Consider the following 23,985-nt stretch of genomic DNA (forward strand, 5'->3'; position numbering starts at 1 on the left):
GTCCCGCCGCGTCGTCAGCGTGGCCGGACTCTGCTAGGCAGCCGGCACCGCCATGACGCTGCCGATTCCCTCCCTCCGGACCCTGCTCTTCCGCCTGCACTGGGCGCTCGGCCTCACCGCCGGCCTCGTCCTCGCCCTGATGGGCCTGACCGGGGCGCTGATGAGCTACGAGGAGGCGGTCACCGCCTTCGCCAACCGCGACCGGCTCGAGGTCGCGCCCGCCGGGCGGACGGCGCTGCCCCCCGCGGCGCTGGCGGCGCGGATCGACGCGCAGGCGGGCGGCCGCGTCGCCAACGTGCTGACCCTGTCGGACGACCCGCGCGCGAGCGTCCACGTCCGCTTCGCCCGCGACCCCGAGACCCGCGCGCGGCCGCCCGCCGCCTACGCCGACCCCTACGACGGCGCGCTGCTCGGCCCGGTGCGGCTGGAGGGCGCCTTCACGACGGTGCGGGACCTGCACCGCTGGCTGCTGCTACCCGGCGGGTCCAAGGGCTGGGGCCGCACCGTGACGGGCGCCTGCACCCTGGCGCTGCTGGCCTTCCTGGCGACCGGCCTCTACCTGCGCTGGCCCCGGATCCACCGCTGGCGGATCTGGCTGAAGCCGGCCCTGTCGCGGCCCGGCCGGCCGCGCTGGTGGTCGCTGCACGCCGTGGTCGGGACCTGGCTCCTGCCGGTCTACCTGGTCATCGCGCTGAGCGGCCTGACGTGGTCCTACCCGTGGTTCAAGGACGGCGCGGCGCGTCTGCTCGTGGGCGCCCCCGACGCCGCGAAGCCGGCCGGCCGCAGGGCCGCCGGAAAACCGGCCGATCCCGCCGCCGACGGCGCGGCCGTCGACCGCGCCTGGGCGGATTTCCGGGCGCGGACCGGCGCGGAGGCCGGGACGGCGGTCCTGACCCTGCCGGGCGCCGACACGAAGGCGATCCGCATCCGCTGGCTGCCGAAGGGCGTCGACGCGCCGAGCGCCCGCAACGAGATCCGCTACGATCCCGCCACGGGCGCGCTGCTGGCCTCCGAGCGGGCCGCCGACGCGCCGCTGGGCCGGCGCCTCCTGGACAACGTCCTGGAGGTGCATCGCGGCCGCTTCTTCGGCGACCTCGTCGCGCTGCTGTTCTGCCTCGCGGCGCTGGCCATGCCGGGCTTCGCGGCGACCGGCCTGACGCTCTACGTCCTGCGCCGCCGCGCCGGCGCCCGCCGCAGGACCGTCGCGGCCGGGGCGCCGGCGGGCGCGGTCCGCACGGCGAGCCCCTGACGGCGGGCCTCCGGCGGGGCGACGGCCCGGCCGCTCGGGCGATGCGGCCCGCCCGTCAGAGCCGGGCGGTGATCGTCGCCAGCACCGTGAACGGCGCCCCGGGGGTGTTGTTGGTCGCGTTGGTCGGCGCCTCGATGTAGCGCGCGTTCGTCAGGTTGCGCATGTTCACCGACAGGCGCCAGTGGGCGTCGAAATCGTAGTACACGAGCGCGTCGAGCCGGTTGTAGGCGCCCACGGTGAAGCTGTTGTCGAGGTCGCCGTAGCGTCGGCCGACATGGGTGACGCCGAAGCCGAGCCCGAGCCCGCGCAGCGGGCCGTCCTGGAACGCGTAGGTCGTCCACAGGCTGCCGCTGAACACCGGCACGCCGGTGAGCCGGTTGCCGACCGCGAAGGTCGTGTCCTTGGTGATCCGCGCGTCGATCAGGCCGACACTGCCGATGATGCTCCAGCCGGGCAGGATCTCGCCGGCCAGGTCGGCCTCGACACCCCGCGACCGCTGCTGGCCGGTGATGACCGAGAAGGTGGGATTGCGCGGGTCGGTGGCCGCGACGTTGTCCCGGACGATCTGGAAGGCGGCCGCGCTCAGGGTCAGGCCGGGCGTGAGATCGACCCGGGTGCCGGCCTCGACCTGCTCGCCCGTGCTGGGCGGGGGGCTCGCCACGTTCAGCACGCTGGCGGTCTGCGGCAGGAACGACGTGGCGTAGCTCGCGTAGAAGGTCAGCGGCTCGAATGGCCGGTAGATCAGCCCGACCCGCGGCGAGGCGCCGAACAGGGTCTGCTCGGGCGGCTGGGTCCGCGAGGCCGGCTGCCGGTTGAAATAGTACTGGCTGCCGATATCGAACCGGGCCCCGACGACGAGCTGCAGGCCCGGCGCCAGCACGATCTGGTCCTGGACGTAGAGCCCGAACACCTCCAGCTTCTGCTTCAGGTCGGCCTGGAACTGGAGCGGCTGGAAGGCCGCGCCGAACATCGGGTTGAGGAAGCTGACCGGGGCGAGGTTGCCCTGCTGGGAGAAGGCGTGGCGGAAGCCGTTCGAGTACTCGAACCCGAGGAGCGCCGTATGGGCGAAGCCGAAGGTGTCGAACTTCATCACGGCCTCGGTCTGGCTGTCGACCGCGGCGAAGCGCGAGTTGACCGTGGCTTCGCGCCGGCTCAGCAGCGTGCCGGCATTGTTGACCGATAGGGCACGGGCGGCGAACACGTCGAACGTGCCCCATTGCCCGGCGATGACCTGCCGGAGCGTCAGGTTCTCGTTGACGTCGTGCTCGGCCCGCATGGTGATCGTGTTGAACGCGCCGAAGTAGCGCGAGGACGGCTCACCGTAGAACCGGCCGATGTTGTCGAGCGGGACGCGGCCGCGGAAGGCCACCAGCCCCTCGTCGTACTGGGTGTGCTGGTTGGTGAATTCCGAGTTCACGTAGACCCGGGTGTCGGCGCTCGGCGTCCAGCTGAAGGCCGGCGCCACGAAGACGCGCCGGTTCGTGTCGCCGCCGTAATTGCGGAAGGTCGGATCCTCCTGGGCGGCGAAGCTGAGACGCGCGGCGAGGCCCTCGACGGCGGGCAGCGCGCTCGACACGGAGCCCTGGAAGCGCCGGAAGCCGAAGCTGCCGCCCTGCACGCTCGCGTCGGCCGTGGGCTCGAAGGTGGGCCGGCGGGTCACGATGTTGATGACGCCGCCGGGGTCGCCCCGGCCGAACAGCACGGAGGCCGGCCCCTTGATCACCTCGACGCGCTCGGCGTCCACGAGGTCCCGTGTGACCGGGTAGAAATTGATGGCCGGATCGACCAGCACGCCGTCGACGGCGAAGACCTGCGTGGAGAAGCCGCGGATCAGGTAGTTCTGCGATCGTCCCTGGATGGTGCTGCCGAGAACCACGTTGCTGACGTTGGTCACGGCATCGGTCAGCCGCAGGTCCTGCTGATCGGTGATCACCGAGCGGGACACGACGTTGATCGATTGCGGCGAGTCGCGCACCGGCGTGTCGGTGCGCGTGGCGGTCGCCGAGCGCGTCGCCCGATAGCCGGTGACGGGACCGTCGGCCCGCTCGCTGACCGGGCCCGTGCCCGCAACGCTGAGTTCGGAGAGCACGACCTCGTCGGCGGCCGGGTCGGATTGCGCGCGGATCTCCGTCGGCGCGAGCAGGAGGAGCGACGTCGCGAGTCCGGTGCTGCAGATATTCAGGCGCGACCGGCAGTATTTGATGCGATCGACGGCGTCGATCCGGGCGGCGTGCATGATTTAAAATCGTTCTCAAGAGCGACGTATCGACGCGGTGCGGTGTTTCTAGAGTGCAAACGCCGTCCTTTCTCAACGCCGATCCGGAAAGCCGCGGGTGACGCGCGCATCCTCTGCCCGGATGTGGCGCGGAAGGCACGATTTGAGGGGCAATGCTTTGAAATCATTCAAAGATGCCAACTACAGAGTGTGTAATGCGTGGCCTTCGCAACCGGCTGATTCCCGGGCCGCGGGCCGACTCACGCCGCCGCGTCTGTCAGGGGACCGGGCGTGATCGCGCGGGATCGCCCGGGAGAACGGCCGGCCGGCCCGCGCGAGGGGGGAAACGCGGACCGGCCGGCGTACCGCGCGCCGTGTCCGACGCGCGATCGTCGATGGCGGTTCGACCGGCGCGCCGCCGGTGCGTCCCGGGGGCGCGGCGGCCGCGGTGCCGGGATCAGCGGCCGGCGTGTCGGCCCGCGAGCGCCGGGGCCGGCAGGCGACCGTCGAGCCCGGCGTCGAGGAGCGCGTGGAGCTGGGCGATCGCCGCGGCGACGTCGTAGTCGGGCAGCGCGGCCCGGCCGACGACGATCCCCTTCATCAGCGGCGCGAGCAGGGCGTAGAGCCCGGCCGGATCGCATCCCGGCGCGGTGGCGAGCGCCGCCAGGGTCGCCACGAACCAGTCGCGGCTCTCCGCCTCGGTCCGCGCCGTCATGGCGGCGATGTCCGGGTTGCGGGTCGATTCCGACCAGATCTCCACCCGCAGGGTCGCGGCCTCGCGGGTGATCGACGCGAAGTAGCGGGCGATGATGCCCAGCAACGTCCCGCGCGGATCGCCGCTGCCCTCCATCTCGGCGACCAGGAGCGTGCCGCGCTCGCGCTCGCGCTCCACCAGCCCGAGGACCAGGGCCTCCTTGGATTCGAAGTAGCGGTAGAAGTTGCCCGGACTCATCGCGGCCTCGCGGGCGAGGTCCTGCATGGTGGTGCGATGGAAGCCGTTGCGCGCGAAACAGGCCTCGGCGGCGTCGAGGATGTGCGCGCGCCGGGCGGACGGGTCGCCGCGGGCCTCGGCCCTCCTGTCCGCCGCGACGGTCACGATCTCGGCTGCGCCGTGACGGCGACCGGGGCGACGCGGCTCTGGTCCTTGCCCAGGCTGGCGACCGCGCAGGATTGCGGTCCCTGATGCAGGTCCGCGCAGATCCGGGCCTGCCAGCCGTCCGGGCCGGCGCCCGTCCAGTTGATCAGGGCCAGCCAGGCGAGGGCCAGGACGGCGCCGAAGGTCAGGTTGGCGGGGGTGCAGACGGCGCGGACGAGGGCGAGGGCGCCAGGGCCGCGGGCGCCGAAACGCTCGGCATCGAGATCGGACCAGCGGCCTTCGAGGGTGAGAGCCATCGCGCGCTCCTGTTTGCCCCACCCTTATAATGAACGTTCATTCTCATGTCAATGAACGTTCATTCTCATCGGGGGCGATGGGTTGCGACGACAGCGCACCGCTGGGACGGGGATATGCGAGGGCGGGGATCTACCGGGCGTGCCGGCGCGAGCGCGGCCGGGTCTCCGGCGGCGGTTCCGGTTTTCTCGGAACGGCCGTCCGGATCCACGCATGGGCGGGGAGTTCCTCCGGGGCTCGGATCCCTCGCGCCGCGGCCCGGCCGCCCGGGATCGGCGCGCGGCTCCGGTCAGGGCGGGGCCGGGCCGCGACCCGCATTCCGCAACCCTGCCCGCGACCCTGCCGCCGCGGCCTCGCGGTCCCGGCGCGTCCGGAAGCGCCGTCCCGGACGCGCGCGGCCTTTCGTCAGCCGAGCGTGGCCGGCTTGAGGGCGCCGGTCCGCTCGTGGAAGTCCGGGCCGTTGGTGGTCCGCGCCACGTGGCCGGCGCGGATCAGGTAGTCGCCGAAATGCTCGCCCGGCTGCCGGCCCTTCGCGTAGTCGGCGAAGAGCGGGTCGAGGGTGTCGCGGATCTCGGAGGCCGCCACGTCCTCCCGGTAGAGCTTGCTGAGCCGCGAGCCGTCATGGGCGGCGCCCAGGTAGAGGTGGTAGCGCTCGGGGCCGCGGCCGACGAGGCCGATCTCCGAGATGAACGGCCGGGCGCAGCCGTTCGGGCAGCCGGTGGAGCGGATCGTGATCTCCTCCTCGGCGAGCCCGTGGGACGCGAGGCTCTCCTCCAGCTCGGTCATCAGGTCCGGCAGGTAGCGCTCGCTCTCGGCGAGCGCGAGGCCGCAGGTCGGCAGGGCCACGCAGGCGATCGAGCTGCGCCGCAGCGCGCTCGCGCCCCGGGTCAGGCCGTACTCGTCGACCAGCGCGTCGATCTCGGCGCGCTTCTCGGCCGGGACGTTGGCGATGATGACGTTCTGGTTGCCGGTGAGGCGGAAATCGCCCTGATGCACCTCGGCGATGCGGCGCAGGCCCGAGAGGAACTGCGCGCCGCCCTCGATGTCCTTGATCCGGCCCGAGGGCACGTAGAGGGTCAGGTGGTGGCGGCCGTCGTCGCCCTCGACCCAGCCGTAGCGGTCGCCGTTGCCCGTGAAGGTGAAGGGCTTGGGCGCGCCGAGCTTCTTGCCGGCGCGCTTCTCGACCTCGGCCCGGAAGGCGTCGAGGCCGTAGCGCTCGATCGTGTACTTGAGCCGGGCGTTCTTGCGGTTCTTGCGGTTGCCCCAGTCGCGCTGGACGGTCATCACCGCCTCGGCGACCTTCAGGGCGTCCTCGGGCTTCACGAAGCCCATCACGTCGGCGGTGCGCGGGAAGGTGTCGGGCTCGCCGTGGGTCATGCCCATGCCGCCGCCCACCGTCACGTTCCAGCCGGTAACCTGGTTCTTCTTGTCGAGGATCGCGATGAAGCCGAGGTCGTGGGCGAAGATGTCGACCTCGTTGGAGGGCGGCACCGCCACGACGGTCTTGAACTTCCGCGGCAGGTAGGTCCGGCCGTAGACCGGCTCGACCTCGGCCTCCTCCTCGCCGCCGACCACGCGCTCGCCGTCGAGCCAGATCTCCCGCCACGCGCTGGTCTTGGGCAGCAGCGAGTCGGAGATGTCCTTGGCGAGCTGGTAGGCGGCCTTGTGGGCGCCGGTCTGAGCGGGGTTCGTCGCCGCCATGACGTTGCGGTTGACGTCGCCGCAGGCCGCGATCGTGTCGAGCAGCGCGCCGTCGATGGCGGCCATCGTGCGCTTCAGGTTCGACTTGATCACGCCGTGGTACTGGAAGGTCTGGCGCGTGGTCGCGCGCAGCGCCCCGCCCGCGTAGGTCCGGGCGATGTCGTCGAGGATCAGCCACTGCTTCGGGGTGATGACGCCGCCGGCGATGCGCAGGCGGATCATGAAGCTGTAGGCCTTGTCGAGCTTCTTCTTGGTCCGCTCGGGGCGCAGGTCGCGGTCGTCCTGCAGGTACATCCCGTGGAACTTCACGAGCTGCCCGTCATCCTCCGAGATCGCCCCGGTGGCGTGCTTGAGGAGGCCGTCCGCCAGGGTGCCGCGGAGGTAGCCGCTGGCGATCTTGATGTGCTCGTTCGCCGCGAGCTTCTCCGCGCGCGCGGCCTCGGCATCCGTGATCGGGCGCGTCGTCGGCGGGGTCTCGTAGACGCGCTTGGCCGGGGCGGTGGTCGGGCCGGGGGCCGGGGTCTCGGCGGCGTCGCGGGGGCTGTGGTCGTCCATGGGGTGAATCCGTCTGTCTGAACGCGTCTCCCAGCCCCCGCGTCAGGGGTGGGTGTCGAGCGGAGCGCGCGCCGGTTCACGGAAGGGGCGGGATCCGCGACGGTCCCCCTCTCCCCGGCGGGAGAGGGTCGGGGTGAGGGACGCGCCCTCTCCGGAAAGACCTGGATCCCTCACCCTGTCCCTCTCCCGCCCGGGAGAGGGGACCCGCGCCCCGTCCTGCTCCGCTGCAATCTCGATCCTGTGGCCTCGGAAGGCCGATCCGTCAGTAAACGTCCTGCTGGTAGCGGTGGCTGCGCTCCAGCGCCGCGACCTGCGCCTCGGCGTCGGCGGCGCTGAGGCCCTTCGCGCTCTGGTACGCGCCCACCACGGCGGCGCGCACGTCCTTGGCCATGGCCTTGGCATCGCCGCAGACGTAGAGATGCGCGCCCCCGTCCAGCCAGGAGACCAACTCCTGCGCGTGCTGGGTGATCCGGTCCTGAACGTAGACCTTCTCCGGCTGGTCCCGCGAGAAGGCCACGTCGATCTTCGTGAGCGACCCGTCCTCCAGGGCGTCCTGCCACTCGAGCTGGTACAGGAAGTCGTGGGTGAAGTGCCGGTCGCCGAAGAACAGCCACGACCGCCCCGGGGCCTCCACGGCCCGGCGCTCCTGCACGAAGGCGCGGAACGGCGCGACGCCGGTGCCCGGGCCGACCATGATGATGTCGGTGGCCGGATCCTGCGGCAGGCGGAAGTGGCGGTTCGGCTTCAGTCGCACCCGCAGCTTGGCGCCGTCGCGGATCCGGTCGGCGACGTGGACCGAGGCGACGCCCGAGCGGGCGCGGCCGTGGGTCTCGTAGCGCACCGCCGCGATCGCGAGGTGGACCTCGTCGCCGACCTCCTTGCGCGAGGAGGCGATCGAGTAGGCCCGCGGCGGCAGCGGCCGGGTGATCGTATTCACGTGCTCGGCGGTGAGCTTCGCCGGGTAGGTCTCCAGCAGGTCGATCAGGTGGCGGCCCTCGATCCAGGCCTTGGCCTCGCCGCTGTCGACGAGTTTCTGCGCGTCCGCGTGGCCGGTCGCCTTCACGAACCGCTCGATCGTGGCGGCCGACAGCGTGGTGATGTCCCGCTCGGCGAGCAGAGCCGTGCGCAGGGCCTCGTCGCCGGAGAGCCCGGCGGCGTTCAGGATCTCGTCCACGAGCTGCGGGTCGTTCTCGGGATAGATCTCCAGCGAATCGCCGGGCTCGTAGGCCGGCGCGCCGTCCTCGAAGGCGAGCGCGAGGTGGATCGTCTCCTTGTCGGAGCGCGACGAGTTGAGGTTCACGTGCTCGACGACCTCGACCACGACGGGCTCGCGGCTCGGCTCGGCGTCGTCGTCCTCGCCGGCGCCGGCGCGGGCGAAGTCCACCGCCACGACGTTGTCGGGCTGCTCGGCCGGGGCGAGCGCCTTCAGCGCGCCCTTGATCCAGTCGGCGGCGGGCTTCTCGAAGTCGAGGTCGAGGTCGGCCCGCTCGGCGGCGCGCTTGGCGCCGAGCGCCTCGAAGCGCGCGTCGAGCGCCTTCCCGATGGCGCAGAACTCCGCGTAGGACGTGTCGCCGAGCGACAGGACCGCGAACTCGACGCCGTCGAGGCGCGGGGCGCCCTCCCCCATCAGCTCGCCGTAGGCCCGCACGGCCCGGGCCGGGGGCTCGCCCTCGCCCCAGGTGGCCGCGATGGCGATCAGCTTGCCGGCCTTGGGCAGGGTCGCGACGTTGAGGTCGGCGAAGTCCACCACCTTCGGCTTGAAGCCCTGCTTGCGTGCGAGCTTGGCGACGTTGCCGGCGAGCGCCTCGGAGTTCCCCGATTCGCTGGCGTAGATCACCGTCAGCGGCGCGGCGGCCTTGGGCGGGGCGGCCGGCACCGCGGCCGGCTGGCCGCCCGCGGCGTCGAGGCCCGCCAGGAAGCCGGCGAGCCAGGCGCGCTGCGTGGGGCTCGCGGTGCCGAGCACCGCGTCGAGGCTGGCGCGCTCGCCGTCCCCGAACGGGGCGGTGCGCGGGAGGAGATTCTGGCGGGACATCACGGGACCATGTCGGGGCCGGCGCGGCCGGTGTCAATCGAGAAACGTTCGTTTTGCAGAACGGGCGGCGTATAGGACATCACGTTCGCTGCACTGCGAAAAAAGAGAATATCATTCTCCAACCACGGCGAGGACGGGGGCCGTCCCCGGCAGGTGCCGCCCGTTCTTCGGGGGCGCCGGCAGCGGCAGGGCCGTGGTGGATTTCACCTTCTCCATCGCGAAGCGGGAGGTGACGTTCTTGAGCGGCAGCACCGCGATGAGGTGCTTGTAGAAGCTGTCATAGGCCTGCATGTCGGCGACGACGACCCGCAGCATGTAGTCCACGTCGCCGGCCATCCGGTAGAACTCCAGCACCTCCGGCATGGCCGAGACGGTTGCGGCGAAGCGCTGCAGCCACTCCTGGGAATGGTCCGCGGTCTCGATGGAGACGAACACCGTCAGCCCGAGGCCCAGCTTCACCGGATCGAGCACCGCCACGCGCCGGTCGATGACCCCGTCGGCCTCCAGCTTCTGGATGCGCTTCCAGCACGGGGTCTGCGACAGGCCCACGCGCTCGCCGATCGCCGCGATGGAGAGCGTGGCGTCCGTCTGCAGCAGGGCGAGAATCTTCAGATCGATCGCGTCCAAAGCTGTCTCCGTGGGCTTCCGCCGCGCGCAGGGCGCGAGCGCATATACGTGTCTACCGGGACCAGTGAGAAGAATCTTTTACCTCGGGCCCATGCTGCCCGCGCCGGAAGCTGTGCGCAACCGCACGCCGAACCGCCGGTCCGACCCCGCCAAGCGCGCCGGGGCGCCTTGACTTCGTTCGGTATAGCGAACATTTCGACCGTTCGACAACAGGCACGGCGCTGGCCGTGGCCTTTCCACCACGCGAACCCCGGGACATGGCGCGATGACCCGTCCGGACCGACAGGCGGCCGACTCCCTCGCGGAGCGGCTGTCCGGGCTCGACCTTCCAGGCCGCCTCCACCTGATCGCCGCCGAGATCCCCGGCCGCCTCGTCTTCACGACGAGCCTCGGCGTCGAGGACCAGGCGCTCACCCACGCGCTGGCCATGGCGGGCCTCGCGAAGGGTCGCGTCGAGATCGTCACCCTCGATACCGGCCGCCTCTTCGCCGAGACCTACGACACGTGGACCGAGACCGAGTCGGCCTACGGCATCCGAATCACCGCCTACGCCCCCGAACGCGCGGCCGCCGAGGATTTCGTGCGGAGCGAGGGCATCAACGGCTTCCGGCGCTCGGTGGCGGCCCGTCAGGCCTGCTGCGGCTTCCGCAAGGTCGAGCCGCTCGGCCGCGCGCTCGCCGGCGCGAGCGGCTGGCTCACCGGGCTGCGGGCCGGCCAGTCGGCCAACCGCGCCGAGACGCCGCTCGCCGCCTTCGACGCGGAGCGCGGCCTGATCAAGCTGAACCCGCTGGCCGACTGGTCGCGGGAGCAGGTCGATCGCTTCGTGCGCGACAATTTCGTGCCCTACAACGTCCTGCACGATCGCGGCTTCCCGTCGATCGGCTGCGCCCCCTGCACCCGCGCCGTGAAGCTCGGCGAGCCCGAGCGGGCCGGCCGGTGGTGGTGGGAGCAGGAAGACAAGAAGGAGTGCGGCCTGCACGTCGGACGCCCCGGTGCGGCCGTGCAGCCGGGCCAAGAGCCCGCGATCCTCGAGCCCGCCGCCTTCGAGACCACCCCGAATCAGACAGCCCGCCAGCCGGAGTTCGCCCGATGAGCGCCGCCCTCGCCGCCGCCGTGCAGCCGAGCGCCACGATGCACGCGCAGACCGCCGCCGACCGCCTCAGCCACCTCAAGCGGCTGGAGGCCGAGAGCATCCACATCTTCCGGGAGACGGTCGCCGAGACCGAGAACCCGGTGATGCTCTACTCGATCGGCAAGGATTCCTCGGTGCTGCTGCACCTCGCCCTCAAGGCCTTCGCGCCCGGGCGGCTGCCGTTCCCGCTGCTCCACGTCGACACGACGTGGAAGTTCCGCGAAATGATCGCCTTCCGCGACGCCCGCGCCAAGGAGCTCGGCCTCGACCTCCTGGTCCACACCAACCCGGACGGGCTCGCCCGCGGTGTCGGGCCGGTGAGCCACGGCTCCGAGGTCCACACCGACGTGATGAAGACGCAGGCCCTGCGGCAGGCGCTCGACAAGCACAAGTTCGACGCGGCCTTCGGCGGCGCCCGCCGCGACGAGGAGGCGAGCCGCGCCAAGGAGCGGATCATCTCGTTGCGCACCGCGCAGCACCGCTGGGACCCCAAGCGCCAGCGCGCCGAGCCCTGGCACCTCTACAACCTCAAGAAGAAGCGCGGCGAGTCCCTGCGCGTCTTCCCGCTGTCGAACTGGACCGAGCTCGACATCTGGCTCTACATCGAGCAGGAAAACATTCCGATCGTGCCGCTCTACTTCGCCAAGGAGCGGCCGGTGGTCGAGCGCGAGGGCCAGCTCATCATGGTCGACGACGAGCGCCTGCCGCTCGCGCCGGGCGAGACCCCGCAGCAGCGCCTCGTGCGCTTCCGGACGCTCGGCTGTTACCCGCTCACCGGCGCGGTGGAGAGCGACGCGGCCTCGCTGCCCGAGATCATCGGCGAGACGCTGGCGGCGCGCACCTCGGAGCGGCAGGGCCGGGTGATCGACAAGGACGGGGCCGGCGCCATGGAGCGCAAGAAGCAGGAGGGCTATTTCTGATGACGCTCCACCAGGCTCCCACGGCCTTCACCGACCGGGCCTCCGGCTACGCGGCGTTCCTCACCGCCCACCGCAACAAGGCGGTGCTGCGCTTCATCGCCTGCGGCTCGGTGGATGACGGCAAGTCGACCCTGATCGGGCGGCTCCTGCACGACACCAAGCAGATCTTCGACGACCAGATCTCGGCGCTCCAGCGCGACTCGCGCAAGCACGGGACGCAGGGGCAGGAGATGGACCTCGCGCTGCTCGTCGATGGCCTCCAGGCCGAGCGTGAGCAGGGCATCACCATCGACGTCGCCTACCGGTTCTTCTCCACCGACAAGCGCTCCTTCATCGTGGCCGACACCCCCGGCCACGAGCAGTACACCCGCAACATGGCCACCGGCGCCTCGACGGCGGACGTGGCGGTGATCCTGGTCGACGCCCGCCAGGGCCTGACCCGCCAGACGCGACGCCACGCGCTGCTCGTGTCGAATCTCGGGATCCGCCGCGTCGTGCTGGCGGTGAACAAGATGGACCTCGCCGGCTGGGCGCAGGGCACCTTCGACGGCATCGTGTCGGGGTTCTCGGACTTCGCCCGCGGGCTGAATTTCTCCGAGGTCAAGGCGATCCCGCTCTCGGCCAAGAACGGCGACAACGTCGTGGACGCGGGCGTCGCGGCGCCCTGGTACACGGGCGGCACCCTGCTCCATTACCTCGAGACCGTGCCGGTCCGCGCGGAGGCGCTGAACGCGCCGTTCCGGATGGCGGTGCAGTGGGTCAACCGGCCGAATTCCGAGTTCCGCGGCTACAGCGGCCGGATCGCCAGCGGCCGGGTGCGGCCGGGCGATTCGGTGACGGTGCAGCCCTCCGGCCGGACCTCCACGGTGGCGCGGATCTACACCGCCGACGGCGACCTGCCCGAGGCCGGCGAGGACGAGTCGGTGACCCTGGTGCTGGCCGACCAGATCGACGCCTCCCGCGGGCAGGTGATCGTGGCCACCGACGCGCCGATGCGGGTCACCGAGACCCTCGACGCGCGCCTGTTCTGGGCGGCCGAGACCGATCTCAGCCCGGGCGCGAGCCTGCTCGCCAAGATCGGCACCGCCACGGTCACCGCGACCGTGGAGCGGATCGCCTCGCGGATCGATCCGGAGACCGGCCAGCCCGGCCCGGCCGAGCGCCTGTCGGCGAACGACATCGCCGACGTGAGCCTGCGCTTCGACCGGCCGGTGGCGGTGGACCCGTACGCGGAGAACCGCGAGACCGGCAGCCTGATCCTGATCGACCGCGAGACCACCGATACGGCAGCCCTCGGGCTCATCCTGGCGCCGAAGGCGGGGGCCGCGCAGGCAGCGACGCCCGGTGCGAAGCCTGCTGAAGGATCGGGGTTCCTGGCCCGTCTCGGGCGTCTGCTCGGGCGCTGAGGACGACCCGCGCACCCTGGCCGTCTCAGGTGATGGCTGCGACAGGGCCGTCCTTGCGAGCGGAGCGAAGCAATCCAGCCGGCGCGACGACTCCCGCCGTCGCGCTGCCCTGGGTCACGTCGCTGCGCTCGTGATGACGGTGCGGGTCGCACCGCTCGGACGACGGATCAGACCAGCCTGAAGCGCAGCTCACCGAGCCCTTCCAGCTCGGATACGACCTCGTCGCCGGGTTTCAGCCACGCGCGGTCCTTACGCGGGATCTTCTCGCCGAAGATCACCCCCTGCGGGGTCCCGGTGTAGAAGATGTCCCCCGGCTTCAGGGTCATCACCTTCGACGCGAAGCTGATCAGCTGGCGGCAGTTGAAGATCATGTCGTCGGTGCTCCAGTCCTGGCGCACCCGGCCGTTGACCAGCGTCTTGAGCTTGAGGTTGTTCGGGTCCTTCACCCGGTCGGCGGTCACCAGGTAGGGGCCGAGCGGCGCGAACCCGTCCGAGGTCTTGCCGATCATGAACTGTGAGGTCAGCGTCTGGAGGTCCCGGGCGCTGAAATCGTTGCCCGTGCAGTAGCCGGCGAGATAATCGAGGGCGTCCGCCTCGGACACGTTCCGGCACTCGCGGCCGAACACCATCACCAGCTCGGTCTCGTAGTCGAATTCCCGCGCCGCCTGGGTCGGCAGCGCGATCGTGCCGCCGTGGTGGTTCAGGGCGTTGTTGTACTTGTTGAACAGCGGCGGGTCCTTGGGGATCGGCGTGCCGGTCTCCTCCGCGTGGTGGCGGTAGTTGAAGCCCATCATGATGATCTTCTCGGGCCGCGTGACCACCGGCGCGTAGGCGACGTCGGCTTCCGCCAGCACGAAGCGCCCGTCGGGCGCGGCCTCGACGGCGTCGATCAGGGCGCGCAGGGCCGGGCCGCGCCCGTTCTGGAGAAGGTCGTCCATGTCGGCGGGGACCGGCATCCCGAGTGCCCGGCCGGCGGCCTCGACGTCGAGCACGCCGTCCTTGGTCTTCACGCCCAGGGCGTAGCCGTCGCCGCGGCGCATGTTGAGGAGGACCATGTCGCGGGGCATGCCGAAGGGCGGCGCCCCCGTCGGCGTGGATTTCGGAGCCGCCGTGCGCTCCTCGGCGGCCCGGGCCGGCGCCGCGGCGGCGGCGGCGAGGCCCGCGGCCGTGGCGGTCAGGAATTCGCGTCGGTTGCCCATGCTGCCTCTCCTCCGGTCGGCCCGTCTGGTCGCGGGCGTGAACCGGGGGGAGCCTGCACGGCCGGCCTCGCCGCCGCCAGCGCCCGCGGCGGGGGCGAGTGACGGCTCAGGCCGCCTGTGAGGCGGCGCCGAGTCCCCAGGCCCGCGCCAGCAGCGCGTAGGAGTCGTGGCGCGCCGCCTGGTCGGGGATCGCCGAGACGATCATCAGCTCGTCGGCCTGCGTGCGCGCGACCATGTCGGCGAGCCGGGCCCGCAGGGTCTCGGGGCCGCCCACGTGCAGGCGGTCGCGACCGCGCTCGATCTGCACCCGCTCGCCGTCGGAATACGGGTAGTCCAGCGCCTCGGCGAGGCTCGGCAGAGGCCGGTACTCGCCGCGCTCCCGCCGCAGCGTCGCGAGCCGCGCGCTGGACGCGAGCCGCTCGGCCTCCGCGTCCGTGGCGGCGCAGATCGCCGCCACCGCCAGGATCGCGTGGGGCTTCGCGCCGAGCCGCGTCGGCCGGAACCGGGTCCGGTAGTCCAGCATCGGCGGCTCCGCGGGCATCCCGGAGAAGTGCTGCGCGAAGCCGAAGCCGCAGCCGATCTCGCCGGCGAGGCGGGCGCTGTAGTCGGAGGAGCCGAGCAGGAAGATCGGCGGCAGCGGCACCCCCGCGGGGCTCGCCTCGATCCGCGCGAACGGGTGCCCCTCCGGGAAGCCGCCGTCCCAGAACAGCAGCTCCTGCAGGCGGTCGAGGAAGTCGTCCCCGCCCTCCCCCGGCGCTTCCCGGCGGCGCAGCGCCCGCGCGGTGAGGCCGTCGGTGCCGGGCGCGCGCCCCAGACCGAGGTCGATCCGGCCCGGGAACAGGGCCTCCAGCACCCGGAAGCGCTCGGCGACCATCAGCGGCGCGTGGTTCGGCAGCATGATGCCGCCCGAGCCGACCCTGATGTTGCGGGTCGCGGCGGCGATCTGGCCGATCATGATCTCGGGTGCCGGGCTCGCCACGTTGGGGAGCGCGTGGTGCTCGGCGAGCCAGTAGCGCCGGTAGCCGAGGTTATCGACGTGGCGGGCGAGGGCCAGCGTGTCGTGCAGCGCCCGCGCCGGGGTCGAGTCGGCGCTGACGAAGGAGAGGTCGAGGACGGAGAGCGGGGTCATGCCGGGTGAGATGGGGGTCTGGGCCGGCCGGTGCGAGGGCAGTTCGTCAGGACGGGGGCTCCTGAGCTTCTTCCGTGGTATCGCCTGGATAGACCGCCTCGAAATCGCGGCCGCCATAGAAGATATTGAGGATCCTCACGGATCCACGTTCCACGCGATAGGCGATCACAGCCGATCTCTCGAACGCCACCGTTCGCAAGCCTTCCAAGAGATCGTCACGGGGTCGGCCCGCATGCGGTGCGTGGCCGATTCGGTCGCACCGATCCTTGATCCGCTGCGTGAAGCGCTGCGCCGTCGCGACGTTCTGACTCCGCTGCAAGACCGTTCGGAAGATGCCGGCCAGATCGGCCTGCGCTTGAGGGCGAAACGCAACAGGCAGTCTACGCACGGCGGGTGTCGTGCCGCGCTTCAGCGAACATCCTGTCGAGATCCTCTTGAACCTCTTCGATGCTCAGATCCGGCCGCGGATCGTCCAGGGAACGCCGGATGCGGGCGCGGATGTCATCGAGACGCTCGGCATCCTCGCGTCGCTGGCGCTGCAGGGCGTGCACGGCCTCGTCGAGCAGCGCGTCCACCGAAGCGTACTCACCGGCCTCGACGCTCTCCCGCACGGCGCGGAGCGTGTCCGGTGCCAGGGTGATGCTGATCGTCTCGCCCATCGGCAGGGCCTCTCGTTCCGTCCCGATTCCGAGGATCATAGCAGAAACGTTGCTCCCGCGCGCCGCCGCGGCGTCTCACGCTTGCCGGCTCAGCGTCCCGGGCCTAGGGTCCGCCGCGCCGCGGGGAAGCGGCGCCTGACCGCAAAAATCCGGAGCACCGCACGCCATGGCTCTCCTCGCCGACGTCCTCTCGCGGGTGAAGCCGTCCGCGACCATCGTGATGACCCAGAAGGCCCGGGACCTGAAGGCCTCCGGCGTCGACGTCATCAGCCTGTCGGTGGGTGAGCCCGACTTCGACACGCCCGAGCACATCAAGCAGGCCGCCATCGCGGCGATCCACCGGAACGAGACCCGCTACCCGCCGGTCTCCGGCATCGTGCCCCTGCGCGAGGCGATCGTGCGCAAGTTCAAGCGCGAGAACGGGCTCGACTACAAGGTCTCGCAGACCATCGTGGGCACCGGCGGCAAGCAGGTGCTGTACAACGCGTTCCTCGCCACGCTGAACCCCGGTGACGAGGTGGTGATCCCCCGCCCCTACTGGGTGTCCTACCCGGAGATGGTCGGGCTGTGCGGCGGCACGCCGGTCTTCGCCGACACCGACATGGCCAACGGCTTCAAGCTCCAGGCCGAGGAGCTCGACCGGGTCCTGACCCCGAAGACCAAGTGGATCGTCCTCAACTCGCCGTCGAACCCGTCGGGCGCCGCCTATTCCCGCGCCGAGATGAAGGCGCTCACCGACGTGCTGCTCCGCTACCCGGACGTGCACATCCTCACCGACGACATCTACGAGCACCTCACCTACGGCGACTTCGCGTTCGTCACGCCGGCCCAGGTCGAGCCGCAGCTGATCGAGCGGACGCTGACGATGAACGGCGTCTCGAAGGGCTACGCCATGACCGGCTGGCGCATCGGCTACGCGGCCGGGCCGGAAGCGCTCATCAAGGCGATGGACTTCGTCCAGGGCCAGCAGACCTCCGGCGCCAGCACGATCGCGCAGTGGGCCGCGGTCGCCGCCCTCGACGGGCCGCAGGACCACCTCGCCACGTTCCGGGCCGCCTTCCAGGGCCGGCGCGACCTCGTCGTGTCGATGCTCAACCAGACCAACGGGCTGACCTGCCCGACGCCGGAGGGCGCGTTCTACGTCTACCCGTCCTGCGCGGCGCTGATCGGCAAGCGGACCGAGGCCGGCAAGACCATCGAGACCGACGAGGACTTCGTCATGGAGCTGCTCCAGGCCGAGGGCGTGGCGGCGGTCCACGGCTCGGCCTTCGGCCTCGGCCCGAACCTGCGCATCTCCTACGCGACGTCGAACGCGGTGCTGGAGGAGGCCTGCCGGCGCATCCAGCGCTTCTGCGGCTCGCTGCGGTAGCGGCCCCGAGGTCCCGCAGGCGTCCCGTGCCCACGATCGCGGTGATCGCCCCGGGCGCCATGGGCAGCGCCGTCGGGGCCCGGCTCGCCGGGCACGGCGCCCGGGTACTGACCTCCCTGGACGGGCGCGGGGCGGCGAGCCGCGCCCGGGCCGCGGCCGCCGGCATGGCGCATGCCGGGGACGGCGACCTCGCCGCCGCCGATCTCCTGCTCTCCATCGTGCCGCCCGCCGACGCGGAGGCGCTGGCCCGCCGGCTCGCGCCCGCCCTGGCGGCGGCCCCGCGCAAGCCGGTCTACATCGACGCCAACGCCGTCAGCCCGGAGACGGTTGGGCGCGTCGCCGGGATCGTCGCGGCCACCGGCGCGCCGTTCCTCGACGGGGCGATCCTGGGCCTGCCGCCGAAGCCCGGCGCCAAGGGGCCGCGCGTCTACGTCTCGGGTCCCGAGACGGCCCCGGCCCTGGTCCTGCGCGACCTCGGCCTCGACCTGCGCGTCTGCCCCGGCGCGGTCGGCGCCGCCTCCAGCCTCAAGATGAGCTATGCCGGCCTCAACAAGGGCCTGACGGCGCTCGCCGCGCTCGTGATCGGCGCCGCCGAGCGCGCCGGCGCCGGGGAAGCGCTGCTGGCCGAGCTCGCCGAGAACGAGCCGGCGCTGCTGGCCCGGTTCGCCAGGGGGCTGCCCGACATGGTGCCGAAGGCCTATCGCTGGGCGCCCGAGATGGAGGAGATCGCCGGGTTCCTCGGGCCCGACGCGGCCGGGCGGCAGGTCTTCTCCGGCTACGCCGCGCTCTACCGGCGCCTCGCCGCGGAGGACGGCGCGGACGAGATCGCCGCGCTGATGCGCTTCGCCGCGGCCGCGGCGGAGCACTGATCGCCGCGGGGTCCCGGAAACGGCCCCGCCTCTGTTGCCGGCTCGGCTGTCACCCTCTACACGGGCTGTCCCCAGCGGCCGATGCGCCTGAAGGTTTCGCGAGCCCGCTCGGGCCTGCATGGCGGCGGGGTCGGCAGTGACGGGACGGTCCGGACCAGTTCTCTGGGCCGTTCCTGTGAGGCTCAGTGGGCCGAGTCGCTGCAGGAGTGTCGGGAGCGCGGGGAACAGGAACCGCGGGTCCGGCGCATGGCCCACATGATTTCCCACCCGATTCCGCCCGCGAGACGGTTCGCGGGCGCGGGTCCCTGCCCCGTTCCGGGACAGCGTCGTCCGGGTCCGTTGCGGCTTCGTTCACGCTCCCGCGCGATGATGCGTCCGGGCCGGGGATCCGGTTCCGCGTAACCGCGTTCTCTCGGGCCTGACGACCATGCGAGCCCTGCTCACCAGCGGCATCAAGGCGATCCTCGGCATCGCCGCGCTCTCCACCGCCGCGCACTGGACCCTCCGGGTCCAGCGCGAGTCCGCCGCCCCCGCGGTCGCGACGGCGAGCCTCGCCGAGCCCACCGCGACCGGCTCCATCGAGCCGCGCCGGGTCGAACGGGCCGCCGCGCTGGCGCCCGCGCCGGTCGCCGCGGCGGCGCCTGTTCCCGCTGCGCCCGCGCGCGCCGCCGCGGGGCTCGACCAGTCGCACCTCGCCGCCCTGATCGCCGGCGCGACGCCGCCCAAGCCGAAGCTCGCCAAGGCCGCCACCAAGACGGCCTCCGCCGATAAGGCCCCCGTTGCCGAGAAGGTCGCGGCGAAGCGCTGAGCCGCCGCCGGCGCGGGCGACCGTGCCGGCTGCATGGTTCCCCTGCGCGCCGGCCGATACCCGCGCGGCGCCGGGCGTGGCAGGGGTTTCAGCCTCTACCGAGATTGGTCAGGCATGAGCACGCAGGTCGCGACCTCCGTCCCCGACGACAGCGCCGCGCCGCGCGCCGCTCCGGAGGCCGACCTCGCCGGCCGCCGGCGGATCGTCGGCATCGCCCTGATGTGCGGGGCCGTCGCCTTCTTCGCGAGCCTCGACGCCTGCGGCAAGACCCTGGCCCGGGCCGGCGTCGATCCCCTGGTCACCACCTTCATGCGCTACGCGGCGAGCGTCGCCATGATCTCGCTGTTCATCAACCCGGTGCGCACGCCGGGCGTCGTGAAGAGCCGGCGCCTGCCGCTGCAGATCGCGCGCTCCCTGCTGCTCTTCGCCTCCACGGCGCTCAACTTCCTGGCCCTGCGCTACCTGCAGCTCGCCGAGACGATCTCGATCCAGTTCGCCGCGCCGCTCACCGTGGCGCTGCTCGCCGGGCCGCTGCTCGGCGAGTGGTCGTCGCGGGCGCGGCTGGCGGCGATCGGCGTCGGCTTCCTGGGCGTGCTGGTGATCGTGCGGCCGGGCGTCGGCGGCATGCATCCGGCCGCGCTGCTCTGCGTCGCCAACGTGGTGGTCTACGCCTTCTACGCGATCATCACGCGCAAGCTCGCGGCCTACGACTCGACCGCCACGACCATGTTCTACACGGGCCTCGCGGGACTCGCGCTGATGGCCCCGCTCCTGCCGTGGATCTGGACGAGCCCGGCGAGCCTGACCCACTGGGCGCTGCTGTTCGGGGTCGCGCTGTTCGGGACGCTGGGCCACTGGCTGCTGGTGATGGCCCATGCCCGGGCCCCGGCCAACGTGCTGGCGCCGTTCATCTACACGCAGCTGCTGTGGTCGGTGACGCTCGGCTTCCTGCTGTTCGGCGACGTCCCGAGCCGCTGGACCGTGGCCGGCGCCATGATCGTTGTCGGCTCCGGCCTGTACCTCCTGGCGCAGGAGACGATCCGCCGGGAGGCGCGGCCGGCCGCCTGAGGCGACCGGCCGGACCCTGTTACGGGACCCTGTCAGCGGCCGAGGCGCTCCTGGCGCTCCATCCGCTCCTCGCGGCGGTTCTCGCGCGCCCGGCGGGCCGGGTCCGGATCGGTGCCGAGCACGCCGCCGACGGTGCCGGTCGCCGCGCCGACCGCGCCGCCGACGACCCCGCCCACGGGGCCGGCCGCGGCCGTGCCGTCCTCGACGCCGCGCTGGGCGCCGCGCGCCGTGCCCTGGGCCTCCGCGGCGCCCGCGTAGGCCAGCGGCGCGAGGGCGAGGGTCGCGATCAGAAGCTTCTTCATGGGGCTGCTCCCGGATGTCTGTCCGAATCGGCTCCGCGCCGCCGCGGCGGGCGGAGGGTGTGTCGGTCAACGGTTCAGACGCCGATTGGTCCCATCCGCGGTCACGGGCGCGTGATCCGCGCTGCCGCTGGCCTCCGGCCGGGGCGGCTGGTAGAGAACCCGTCATGCACGCTTCGCGCGCCCTGCGCGGCCCCGGCCGCCCGATCCGAATTACCGGCCCGGCCTCCGCCTGAGGGCCCGCTCCAGCGCGGCCGCGCGGAGGTCCGGGATCCTCCTGCCGCCCGACCCGATTCCGCCGGCCCGACGCTGCCGGCCCGACCGCCGATGCGAGATCCGATGACCGCCCCCGAGACCGCGCCCGCCCGCGACTATTCCAAGACCCTGTTCCTGCCGCAGACCGAGTTCCCGATGCGCGCCGGCCTGCCGGTGCGCGAGCCGCTCTTCATCGAGCGCTGGAAGCGGATGGACCTCTACGGCAAGCTGCGCGCCCGTGGCCAGGGCCGGCCGAAATTCGTGCTCCACGACGGGCCGCCCTACGCCAACGGCAACATCCACATCGGCACGGCGCTCAACAAGATCCTCAAGGACGTGGTGGTCCGCTCGCAGACCGCGCTCGGCTTCGACGCCAACTACGTCCCGGGCTGGGACTGCCACGGCCTGCCGATCGAGTGGAAGATCGAGGAGCAGTACCGCGCCAAGGGCCGCAACAAGGACGACGTGCCGGTGATCGAGTTCCGGCAGGAATGCCGGACCTTCGCGGCCCAGTGGCTCGACGTGCAGCGCGAGGAGTTCAAGCGGCTCGGCGTCACCGGCGACTGGGACCATCCCTACGCCACCATGGCGTTCCCCGCCGAGGCCGTGATCGCCGACGAGCTGATGAAGTTCTCGATGAGCGGCCAGCTCTATCGCGGCTCCAAGCCGGTGATGTGGTCGGTGGTCGAGAAGACCGCGCTCGCTGAAGCCGAGGTCGAGTACGAGGAGCACGTCAGCGATACCGTGTTCGTCGCCTTCCCGATCCGGTCCGGCGCCGAGGGTGATCTCGCGCAGGCCCGGGTGGTGATCTGGACGACCACGCCCTGGACGATCCCGGGCAACCGCGCGGTCGCCTACTCCAAGAAGATCGCCTACGGCCTGTACCAGGTCACGGAGGCGCCGGCCGACAATTGGGCGGTGCCCGGCCAGACCTACGTGCTCGCCGACAGCCTCGCCGCCACGGTGTTCAAGGCCGCCCGGGTCGAGGCGTTCGCGCGCGTCGCCGACGTGAGCCCGTCGACGCTCGCCGGCCTGACCCTGGACCACCCGCTGGCGAAGCTCGGCTACGGCTTCGCCGTGCCGATGCTCGACGGCGACCACGTCACGGATGAGTCCGGCACGGGCTTCGTCCACACGGCGCCGAGCCACGGCCGCGAGGATTTCGAGCTCTGGATGGCGAGCGGCCGGCTGCTGCGCGAGCGCGGCATCGACGCGACCATCCCCTACACGGTCGACGCCGACAGCGTGCTCACGGAGGCCGCTCCGGGCTTCACCGGCACCCGCGTGCTCACCGCCAAGGGCGAGAAGGGCGACGCCAACAAGGCGGTCATCGCCGCGCTGACGGAGGCCGGGGCGCTGATCGCCCGCGGGGTGCTGCGCCACCAGTACCCGCATTCCTGGCGGTCCAAGAAGCCGGTGATCTTCCGCAACACGCCGCAATGGTTCATCGCCATGGACCGGCCGGTGGATTCGCTGGGCAACCGGACGCTGCGCGAGGTGGCGCTCCAGGGTATCGACGACACCCAGTGGGTGCCGACCCAGGGCAAGAACCGCATCACCGGCATGGTCGCCAACCGGCCGGACTGGGTGGTCTCGCGCCAGCGCGCCTGGGGCGTTCCGATCACCGTCTTCGTCCACCGGGAGACCGCCGAGATCCTCAAGGACGATGCCGTCAACGCCCGCATCCGCGACGCCTTCGCCGCGGAGGGCGCCGACGCGTGGTTCCGGGACGACGCCGCGCAGCGCTTCCTGGCGCCCGACCACGACCCGGCGTCCTACGAGAAGGTCACCGACGTCCTCGACGTCTGGTTCGATTCCGGATCGACCCACGCCTTCGTGCTCGACGATCCGGAGGCCTTCCCGGGGCTTTCTGGGGTGAAGCGCGTCCGCGACGGCGGCCAGGACCGGGTCATGTACCTGGAGGGCTCCGACCAGCACCGCGGCTGGTTCCAGTCCTCGCTGCTCGAATCCGCCGGCACCCGCGGCCGGGCGCCCTACGACATCGTCCTGACCCACGGCTTCGTGCTCGACGGCAAGGGCCTGAAGATGTCGAAGTCGAAGGGCAACGTCGTCGCACCGCAGAGCGTCATCAAGGATTCGGGCGCCGACATCCTGCGCCTGTGGGTCGCCGCCTCCGACTACACGGATGACCTGCGCATCGGCCCGGAGATCATCAAGACCTTCGCGGAGACCTACCGGAAGCTGCGCAACTCCCTGCGCTGGATGCTGGGCTCGCTGGCCCACCGGGTCCAGGGCGACGACGTGGCCTACGCCGACATGCCGGAGCTGGAGCGGCTGATCCTGCACCGGCTCGCCGAGCTCGACGGCGAGATCCGCGAGGCCTACGCGGCGTTCGACACCAAGCGGGTGGTGGCGCTGCTCAACGGCTTCATGACCGGCGACCTGTCGTCCTTCTACTTCGACGTGCGCAAGGACGCCCTGTACTGCGATCCCGTGTCCTCGGTCCGCCGGCGGGCGGCGCTGCAGGTGATCGACGAGGCCTTCCGCCGGGTGACGATCTGGCTCGCCCCGGTGCTCGCCTTCACCGCCGAGGAGGCGTGGCTCGACCGCTACCCGTCCGAGGACGGCTCGGTGCATCTCCAGACCCTGCCGGAGACCCCGTCCGCATGGCTCGACCCTACCCTCGCGGAGCGCTGGCAAAAAATCCGGCGGGTGCGGCGGGTGGTCACCGGCGCCCTGGAGATCGAGCGCGCGGCCAAGCGCATCGGCGCGAGCCTGGAGGCGGCGCCGACGGTCTACGTGGCCGATCCGGACCTGCTCGCGGCGCTCGAGGGCTGCGACTTCGCCGATACCTGCATCACCTCCGCCATCAGCGTGGTGGCGGGCGAGGGGCCGGCGGATGCGTTCCGGCTCGACGAGGTGCGGGGCGTGGCGGTGGTGCCGAGCCCGGCCGAGGGCCGCAAATGTGCCCGCTCCTGGCGGGTCAGCCCGGAGGTGGGCAGCGACCCGGATTACCCGGACGTGACGCCCCGCGACGCCCAGGCCCTGCGCGAGTGGGACGCGGCGCATCCGGAGGCGAGCGCGGCGTGAGGGCGTTCCGCGTCGTCGGCGGCGCCACCCCCTCTCCCCGCCCGCGGGGAGC

Annotated in this window: 20 protein-coding genes; 9 read left to right on the forward strand and 11 right to left on the reverse strand. The window is 72.0% G+C overall.

The genetic code is table 11. The annotated features are described in order from the left end of the window. Positions 1-52 precede the first annotated feature (52 nt). A complete protein-coding gene (locus tag BLW78_RS06315) occupies positions 53-1,249 on the forward strand; it encodes a PepSY-associated TM helix domain-containing protein (RefSeq protein ID WP_091677644.1) in 1,197 nt (398 codons plus the stop codon). 55 nt (positions 1,250-1,304) lie between these two features. Here BLW78_RS06315 and BLW78_RS06320 read toward each other — a convergent pair whose 3' ends face one another. The 6 genes from BLW78_RS06320 to BLW78_RS06345 form a co-directional block, all read right to left on the reverse strand. Continuing rightward, positions 1,305-3,485: a TonB-dependent siderophore receptor gene (locus BLW78_RS06320; protein WP_091677647.1), complete on the reverse strand. Its 2,181-nt coding sequence runs from the start codon at positions 3,483-3,485 to the stop codon at positions 1,305-1,307. Between the two features lie 436 nt (positions 3,486-3,921). Continuing rightward, positions 3,922-4,560 (reverse strand): TetR/AcrR family transcriptional regulator, encoded by a 639-nt coding sequence (locus tag BLW78_RS06325; RefSeq protein ID WP_091677649.1) that lies wholly within the window; start codon positions 4,558-4,560, stop codon positions 3,922-3,924. Next, complete coding sequence (locus BLW78_RS06330) at positions 4,557-4,856, reverse strand: hypothetical protein (RefSeq protein WP_091677652.1); 300 nt, start codon at positions 4,854-4,856, stop codon at positions 4,557-4,559. Before BLW78_RS06330 ends, BLW78_RS06325 begins: the two co-directional genes overlap by 4 nt. Positions 4,857-5,259: 403 nt before the next feature. Continuing rightward, positions 5,260-7,110: an NADPH-dependent assimilatory sulfite reductase hemoprotein subunit gene (locus tag BLW78_RS06335; RefSeq protein WP_091677654.1), complete on the reverse strand. Its 1,851-nt coding sequence runs from the start codon at positions 7,108-7,110 to the stop codon at positions 5,260-5,262. Between the two features lie 262 nt (positions 7,111-7,372). Next, positions 7,373-9,142 carry a diflavin oxidoreductase gene (locus BLW78_RS06340; protein WP_091677657.1) on the reverse strand — a complete coding sequence of 590 codons (1,770 nt, stop codon included), beginning with the start codon at positions 9,140-9,142 and terminating at the stop codon, positions 7,373-7,375. 111 nt (positions 9,143-9,253) lie between these two features. Then, complete coding sequence (locus tag BLW78_RS06345; RefSeq protein WP_010686224.1) at positions 9,254-9,769, reverse strand: Lrp/AsnC family transcriptional regulator; 516 nt, start codon at positions 9,767-9,769, stop codon at positions 9,254-9,256. Between the two features lie 265 nt (positions 9,770-10,034). Between BLW78_RS06345 and BLW78_RS06350 the strand changes: the two genes are divergently transcribed. The 3 genes from BLW78_RS06350 to cysN are packed head-to-tail and all read left to right on the forward strand — an operon-like array spanning position 10,035 to position 13,227. Continuing rightward, positions 10,035-10,862 carry a phosphoadenylyl-sulfate reductase gene (locus tag BLW78_RS06350; RefSeq protein WP_020093186.1) on the forward strand — a complete coding sequence of 276 codons (828 nt, stop codon included), beginning with the start codon at positions 10,035-10,037 and terminating at the stop codon, positions 10,860-10,862. Further along, a complete protein-coding gene (gene cysD, locus BLW78_RS06355) occupies positions 10,859-11,821 on the forward strand; it encodes a sulfate adenylyltransferase subunit CysD (protein WP_091677660.1) in 963 nt (320 codons plus the stop codon). The genes BLW78_RS06350 and cysD overlap by 4 nt, the downstream gene beginning before the upstream one ends. Next, positions 11,821-13,227, forward strand: coding sequence for a sulfate adenylyltransferase subunit CysN (gene cysN, locus BLW78_RS06360; RefSeq protein WP_056523370.1), 1,407 nt, complete (start codon positions 11,821-11,823; stop codon positions 13,225-13,227). The genes cysD and cysN overlap by 1 nt, the downstream gene beginning before the upstream one ends. A 167-nt stretch (positions 13,228-13,394) precedes the next feature. On the opposite strand, the gene BLW78_RS06365 is transcribed toward cysN, so the two are convergent. The 4 genes from BLW78_RS06365 to BLW78_RS06380 form a co-directional block, all read right to left on the reverse strand. Next, positions 13,395-14,426 carry a fumarylacetoacetate hydrolase family protein gene (locus tag BLW78_RS06365; RefSeq protein ID WP_091677662.1) on the reverse strand — a complete coding sequence of 344 codons (1,032 nt, stop codon included), beginning with the start codon at positions 14,424-14,426 and terminating at the stop codon, positions 13,395-13,397. 106 nt (positions 14,427-14,532) lie between these two features. Further along, positions 14,533-15,555: an LLM class flavin-dependent oxidoreductase gene (locus tag BLW78_RS06370; protein ID WP_020093183.1), complete on the reverse strand. Its 1,023-nt coding sequence runs from the start codon at positions 15,553-15,555 to the stop codon at positions 14,533-14,535. A gap of 46 nt (positions 15,556-15,601) precedes the next feature. After that, a complete protein-coding gene (locus BLW78_RS06375; RefSeq protein WP_026604932.1) occupies positions 15,602-15,943 on the reverse strand; it encodes a type II toxin-antitoxin system RelE/ParE family toxin in 342 nt (113 codons plus the stop codon). Continuing rightward, complete coding sequence (locus BLW78_RS06380) at positions 15,936-16,214, reverse strand: ribbon-helix-helix domain-containing protein (RefSeq protein ID WP_326491885.1); 279 nt, start codon at positions 16,212-16,214, stop codon at positions 15,936-15,938. Before BLW78_RS06380 ends, BLW78_RS06375 begins: the two co-directional genes overlap by 8 nt. A gap of 166 nt (positions 16,215-16,380) precedes the next feature. Between BLW78_RS06380 and BLW78_RS06385 the strand changes: the two genes are divergently transcribed. The 4 genes from BLW78_RS06385 (at position 16,381) to BLW78_RS06400 (ending at position 20,328) form a co-directional block, all read left to right on the forward strand. Continuing rightward, positions 16,381-17,583, forward strand: a complete 1,203-nt coding sequence (locus BLW78_RS06385; protein WP_020093181.1) for a pyridoxal phosphate-dependent aminotransferase — start codon at positions 16,381-16,383, stop codon at positions 17,581-17,583. A gap of 26 nt (positions 17,584-17,609) precedes the next feature. Continuing rightward, complete coding sequence (locus tag BLW78_RS06390) at positions 17,610-18,452, forward strand: NAD(P)-dependent oxidoreductase (RefSeq protein WP_091677665.1); 843 nt, start codon at positions 17,610-17,612, stop codon at positions 18,450-18,452. A 427-nt stretch (positions 18,453-18,879) separates the two neighbouring features. After that, complete coding sequence (locus tag BLW78_RS06395) at positions 18,880-19,260, forward strand: hypothetical protein (RefSeq protein ID WP_091677668.1); 381 nt, start codon at positions 18,880-18,882, stop codon at positions 19,258-19,260. A 114-nt stretch (positions 19,261-19,374) separates the two neighbouring features. Beyond that, positions 19,375-20,328 carry a DMT family transporter gene (locus BLW78_RS06400; RefSeq protein ID WP_056523381.1) on the forward strand — a complete coding sequence of 318 codons (954 nt, stop codon included), beginning with the start codon at positions 19,375-19,377 and terminating at the stop codon, positions 20,326-20,328. 32 nt (positions 20,329-20,360) lie between these two features. On the opposite strand, the gene BLW78_RS06405 is transcribed toward BLW78_RS06400, so the two are convergent. Beyond that, on the reverse strand, positions 20,361-20,630 hold the full coding sequence (locus BLW78_RS06405; protein WP_012318778.1) for a hypothetical protein: 270 nt from the start codon (positions 20,628-20,630) through the stop codon (positions 20,361-20,363). 336 nt (positions 20,631-20,966) lie between these two features. Between BLW78_RS06405 and ileS the strand changes: the two genes are divergently transcribed. Continuing rightward, on the forward strand, positions 20,967-23,933 hold the full coding sequence (ileS, locus tag BLW78_RS06410) for an isoleucine--tRNA ligase (RefSeq protein WP_091677671.1): 2,967 nt from the start codon (positions 20,967-20,969) through the stop codon (positions 23,931-23,933). The last annotated feature ends 52 nt before the right edge of the window (positions 23,934-23,985 follow it).

Source organism: Methylobacterium sp. 275MFSha3.1 (genome assembly GCF_900108435.1).
GTDB lineage: Bacteria > Pseudomonadota > Alphaproteobacteria > Rhizobiales > Beijerinckiaceae > Methylobacterium.

What these genes read in the sequence shown, in the direction of transcription:
- BLW78_RS06315 (WP_091677644.1), top strand. Translation starts at nt 53, where the DNA reads ATGACGCTGCCGATTCCCTCCCTCCGGACCCTGCTCTTCCGCCTGCAC.
- BLW78_RS06320 (WP_091677647.1), bottom strand. Translation starts at nt 3,485, where the DNA reads ATGCACGCCGCCCGGATCGACGCCGTCGATCGCATCAAATACTGCCGG.
- BLW78_RS06330 (WP_091677652.1), bottom strand. Translation starts at nt 4,856, where the DNA reads ATGGCTCTCACCCTCGAAGGCCGCTGGTCCGATCTCGATGCCGAGCGT.
- BLW78_RS06335 (WP_091677654.1), bottom strand. Translation starts at nt 7,110, where the DNA reads ATGGACGACCACAGCCCCCGCGACGCCGCCGAGACCCCGGCCCCCGGC.
- BLW78_RS06340 (WP_091677657.1), bottom strand. Translation starts at nt 9,142, where the DNA reads ATGTCCCGCCAGAATCTCCTCCCGCGCACCGCCCCGTTCGGGGACGGC.
- BLW78_RS06350 (WP_020093186.1), top strand. Translation starts at nt 10,035, where the DNA reads ATGACCCGTCCGGACCGACAGGCGGCCGACTCCCTCGCGGAGCGGCTG.
- cysD (WP_091677660.1), top strand. Translation starts at nt 10,859, where the DNA reads ATGAGCGCCGCCCTCGCCGCCGCCGTGCAGCCGAGCGCCACGATGCAC.
- cysN (WP_056523370.1), top strand. Translation starts at nt 11,821, where the DNA reads ATGACGCTCCACCAGGCTCCCACGGCCTTCACCGACCGGGCCTCCGGC.
- BLW78_RS06365 (WP_091677662.1), bottom strand. Translation starts at nt 14,426, where the DNA reads ATGGGCAACCGACGCGAATTCCTGACCGCCACGGCCGCGGGCCTCGCC.
- BLW78_RS06370 (WP_020093183.1), bottom strand. Translation starts at nt 15,555, where the DNA reads ATGACCCCGCTCTCCGTCCTCGACCTCTCCTTCGTCAGCGCCGACTCG.
- BLW78_RS06380 (WP_326491885.1), bottom strand. Translation starts at nt 16,214, where the DNA reads ATGGGCGAGACGATCAGCATCACCCTGGCACCGGACACGCTCCGCGCC.
- BLW78_RS06385 (WP_020093181.1), top strand. Translation starts at nt 16,381, where the DNA reads ATGGCTCTCCTCGCCGACGTCCTCTCGCGGGTGAAGCCGTCCGCGACC.
- BLW78_RS06395 (WP_091677668.1), top strand. Translation starts at nt 18,880, where the DNA reads ATGCGAGCCCTGCTCACCAGCGGCATCAAGGCGATCCTCGGCATCGCC.
- BLW78_RS06400 (WP_056523381.1), top strand. Translation starts at nt 19,375, where the DNA reads ATGAGCACGCAGGTCGCGACCTCCGTCCCCGACGACAGCGCCGCGCCG.
- BLW78_RS06405 (WP_012318778.1), bottom strand. Translation starts at nt 20,630, where the DNA reads ATGAAGAAGCTTCTGATCGCGACCCTCGCCCTCGCGCCGCTGGCCTAC.
- ileS (WP_091677671.1), top strand. Translation starts at nt 20,967, where the DNA reads ATGACCGCCCCCGAGACCGCGCCCGCCCGCGACTATTCCAAGACCCTG.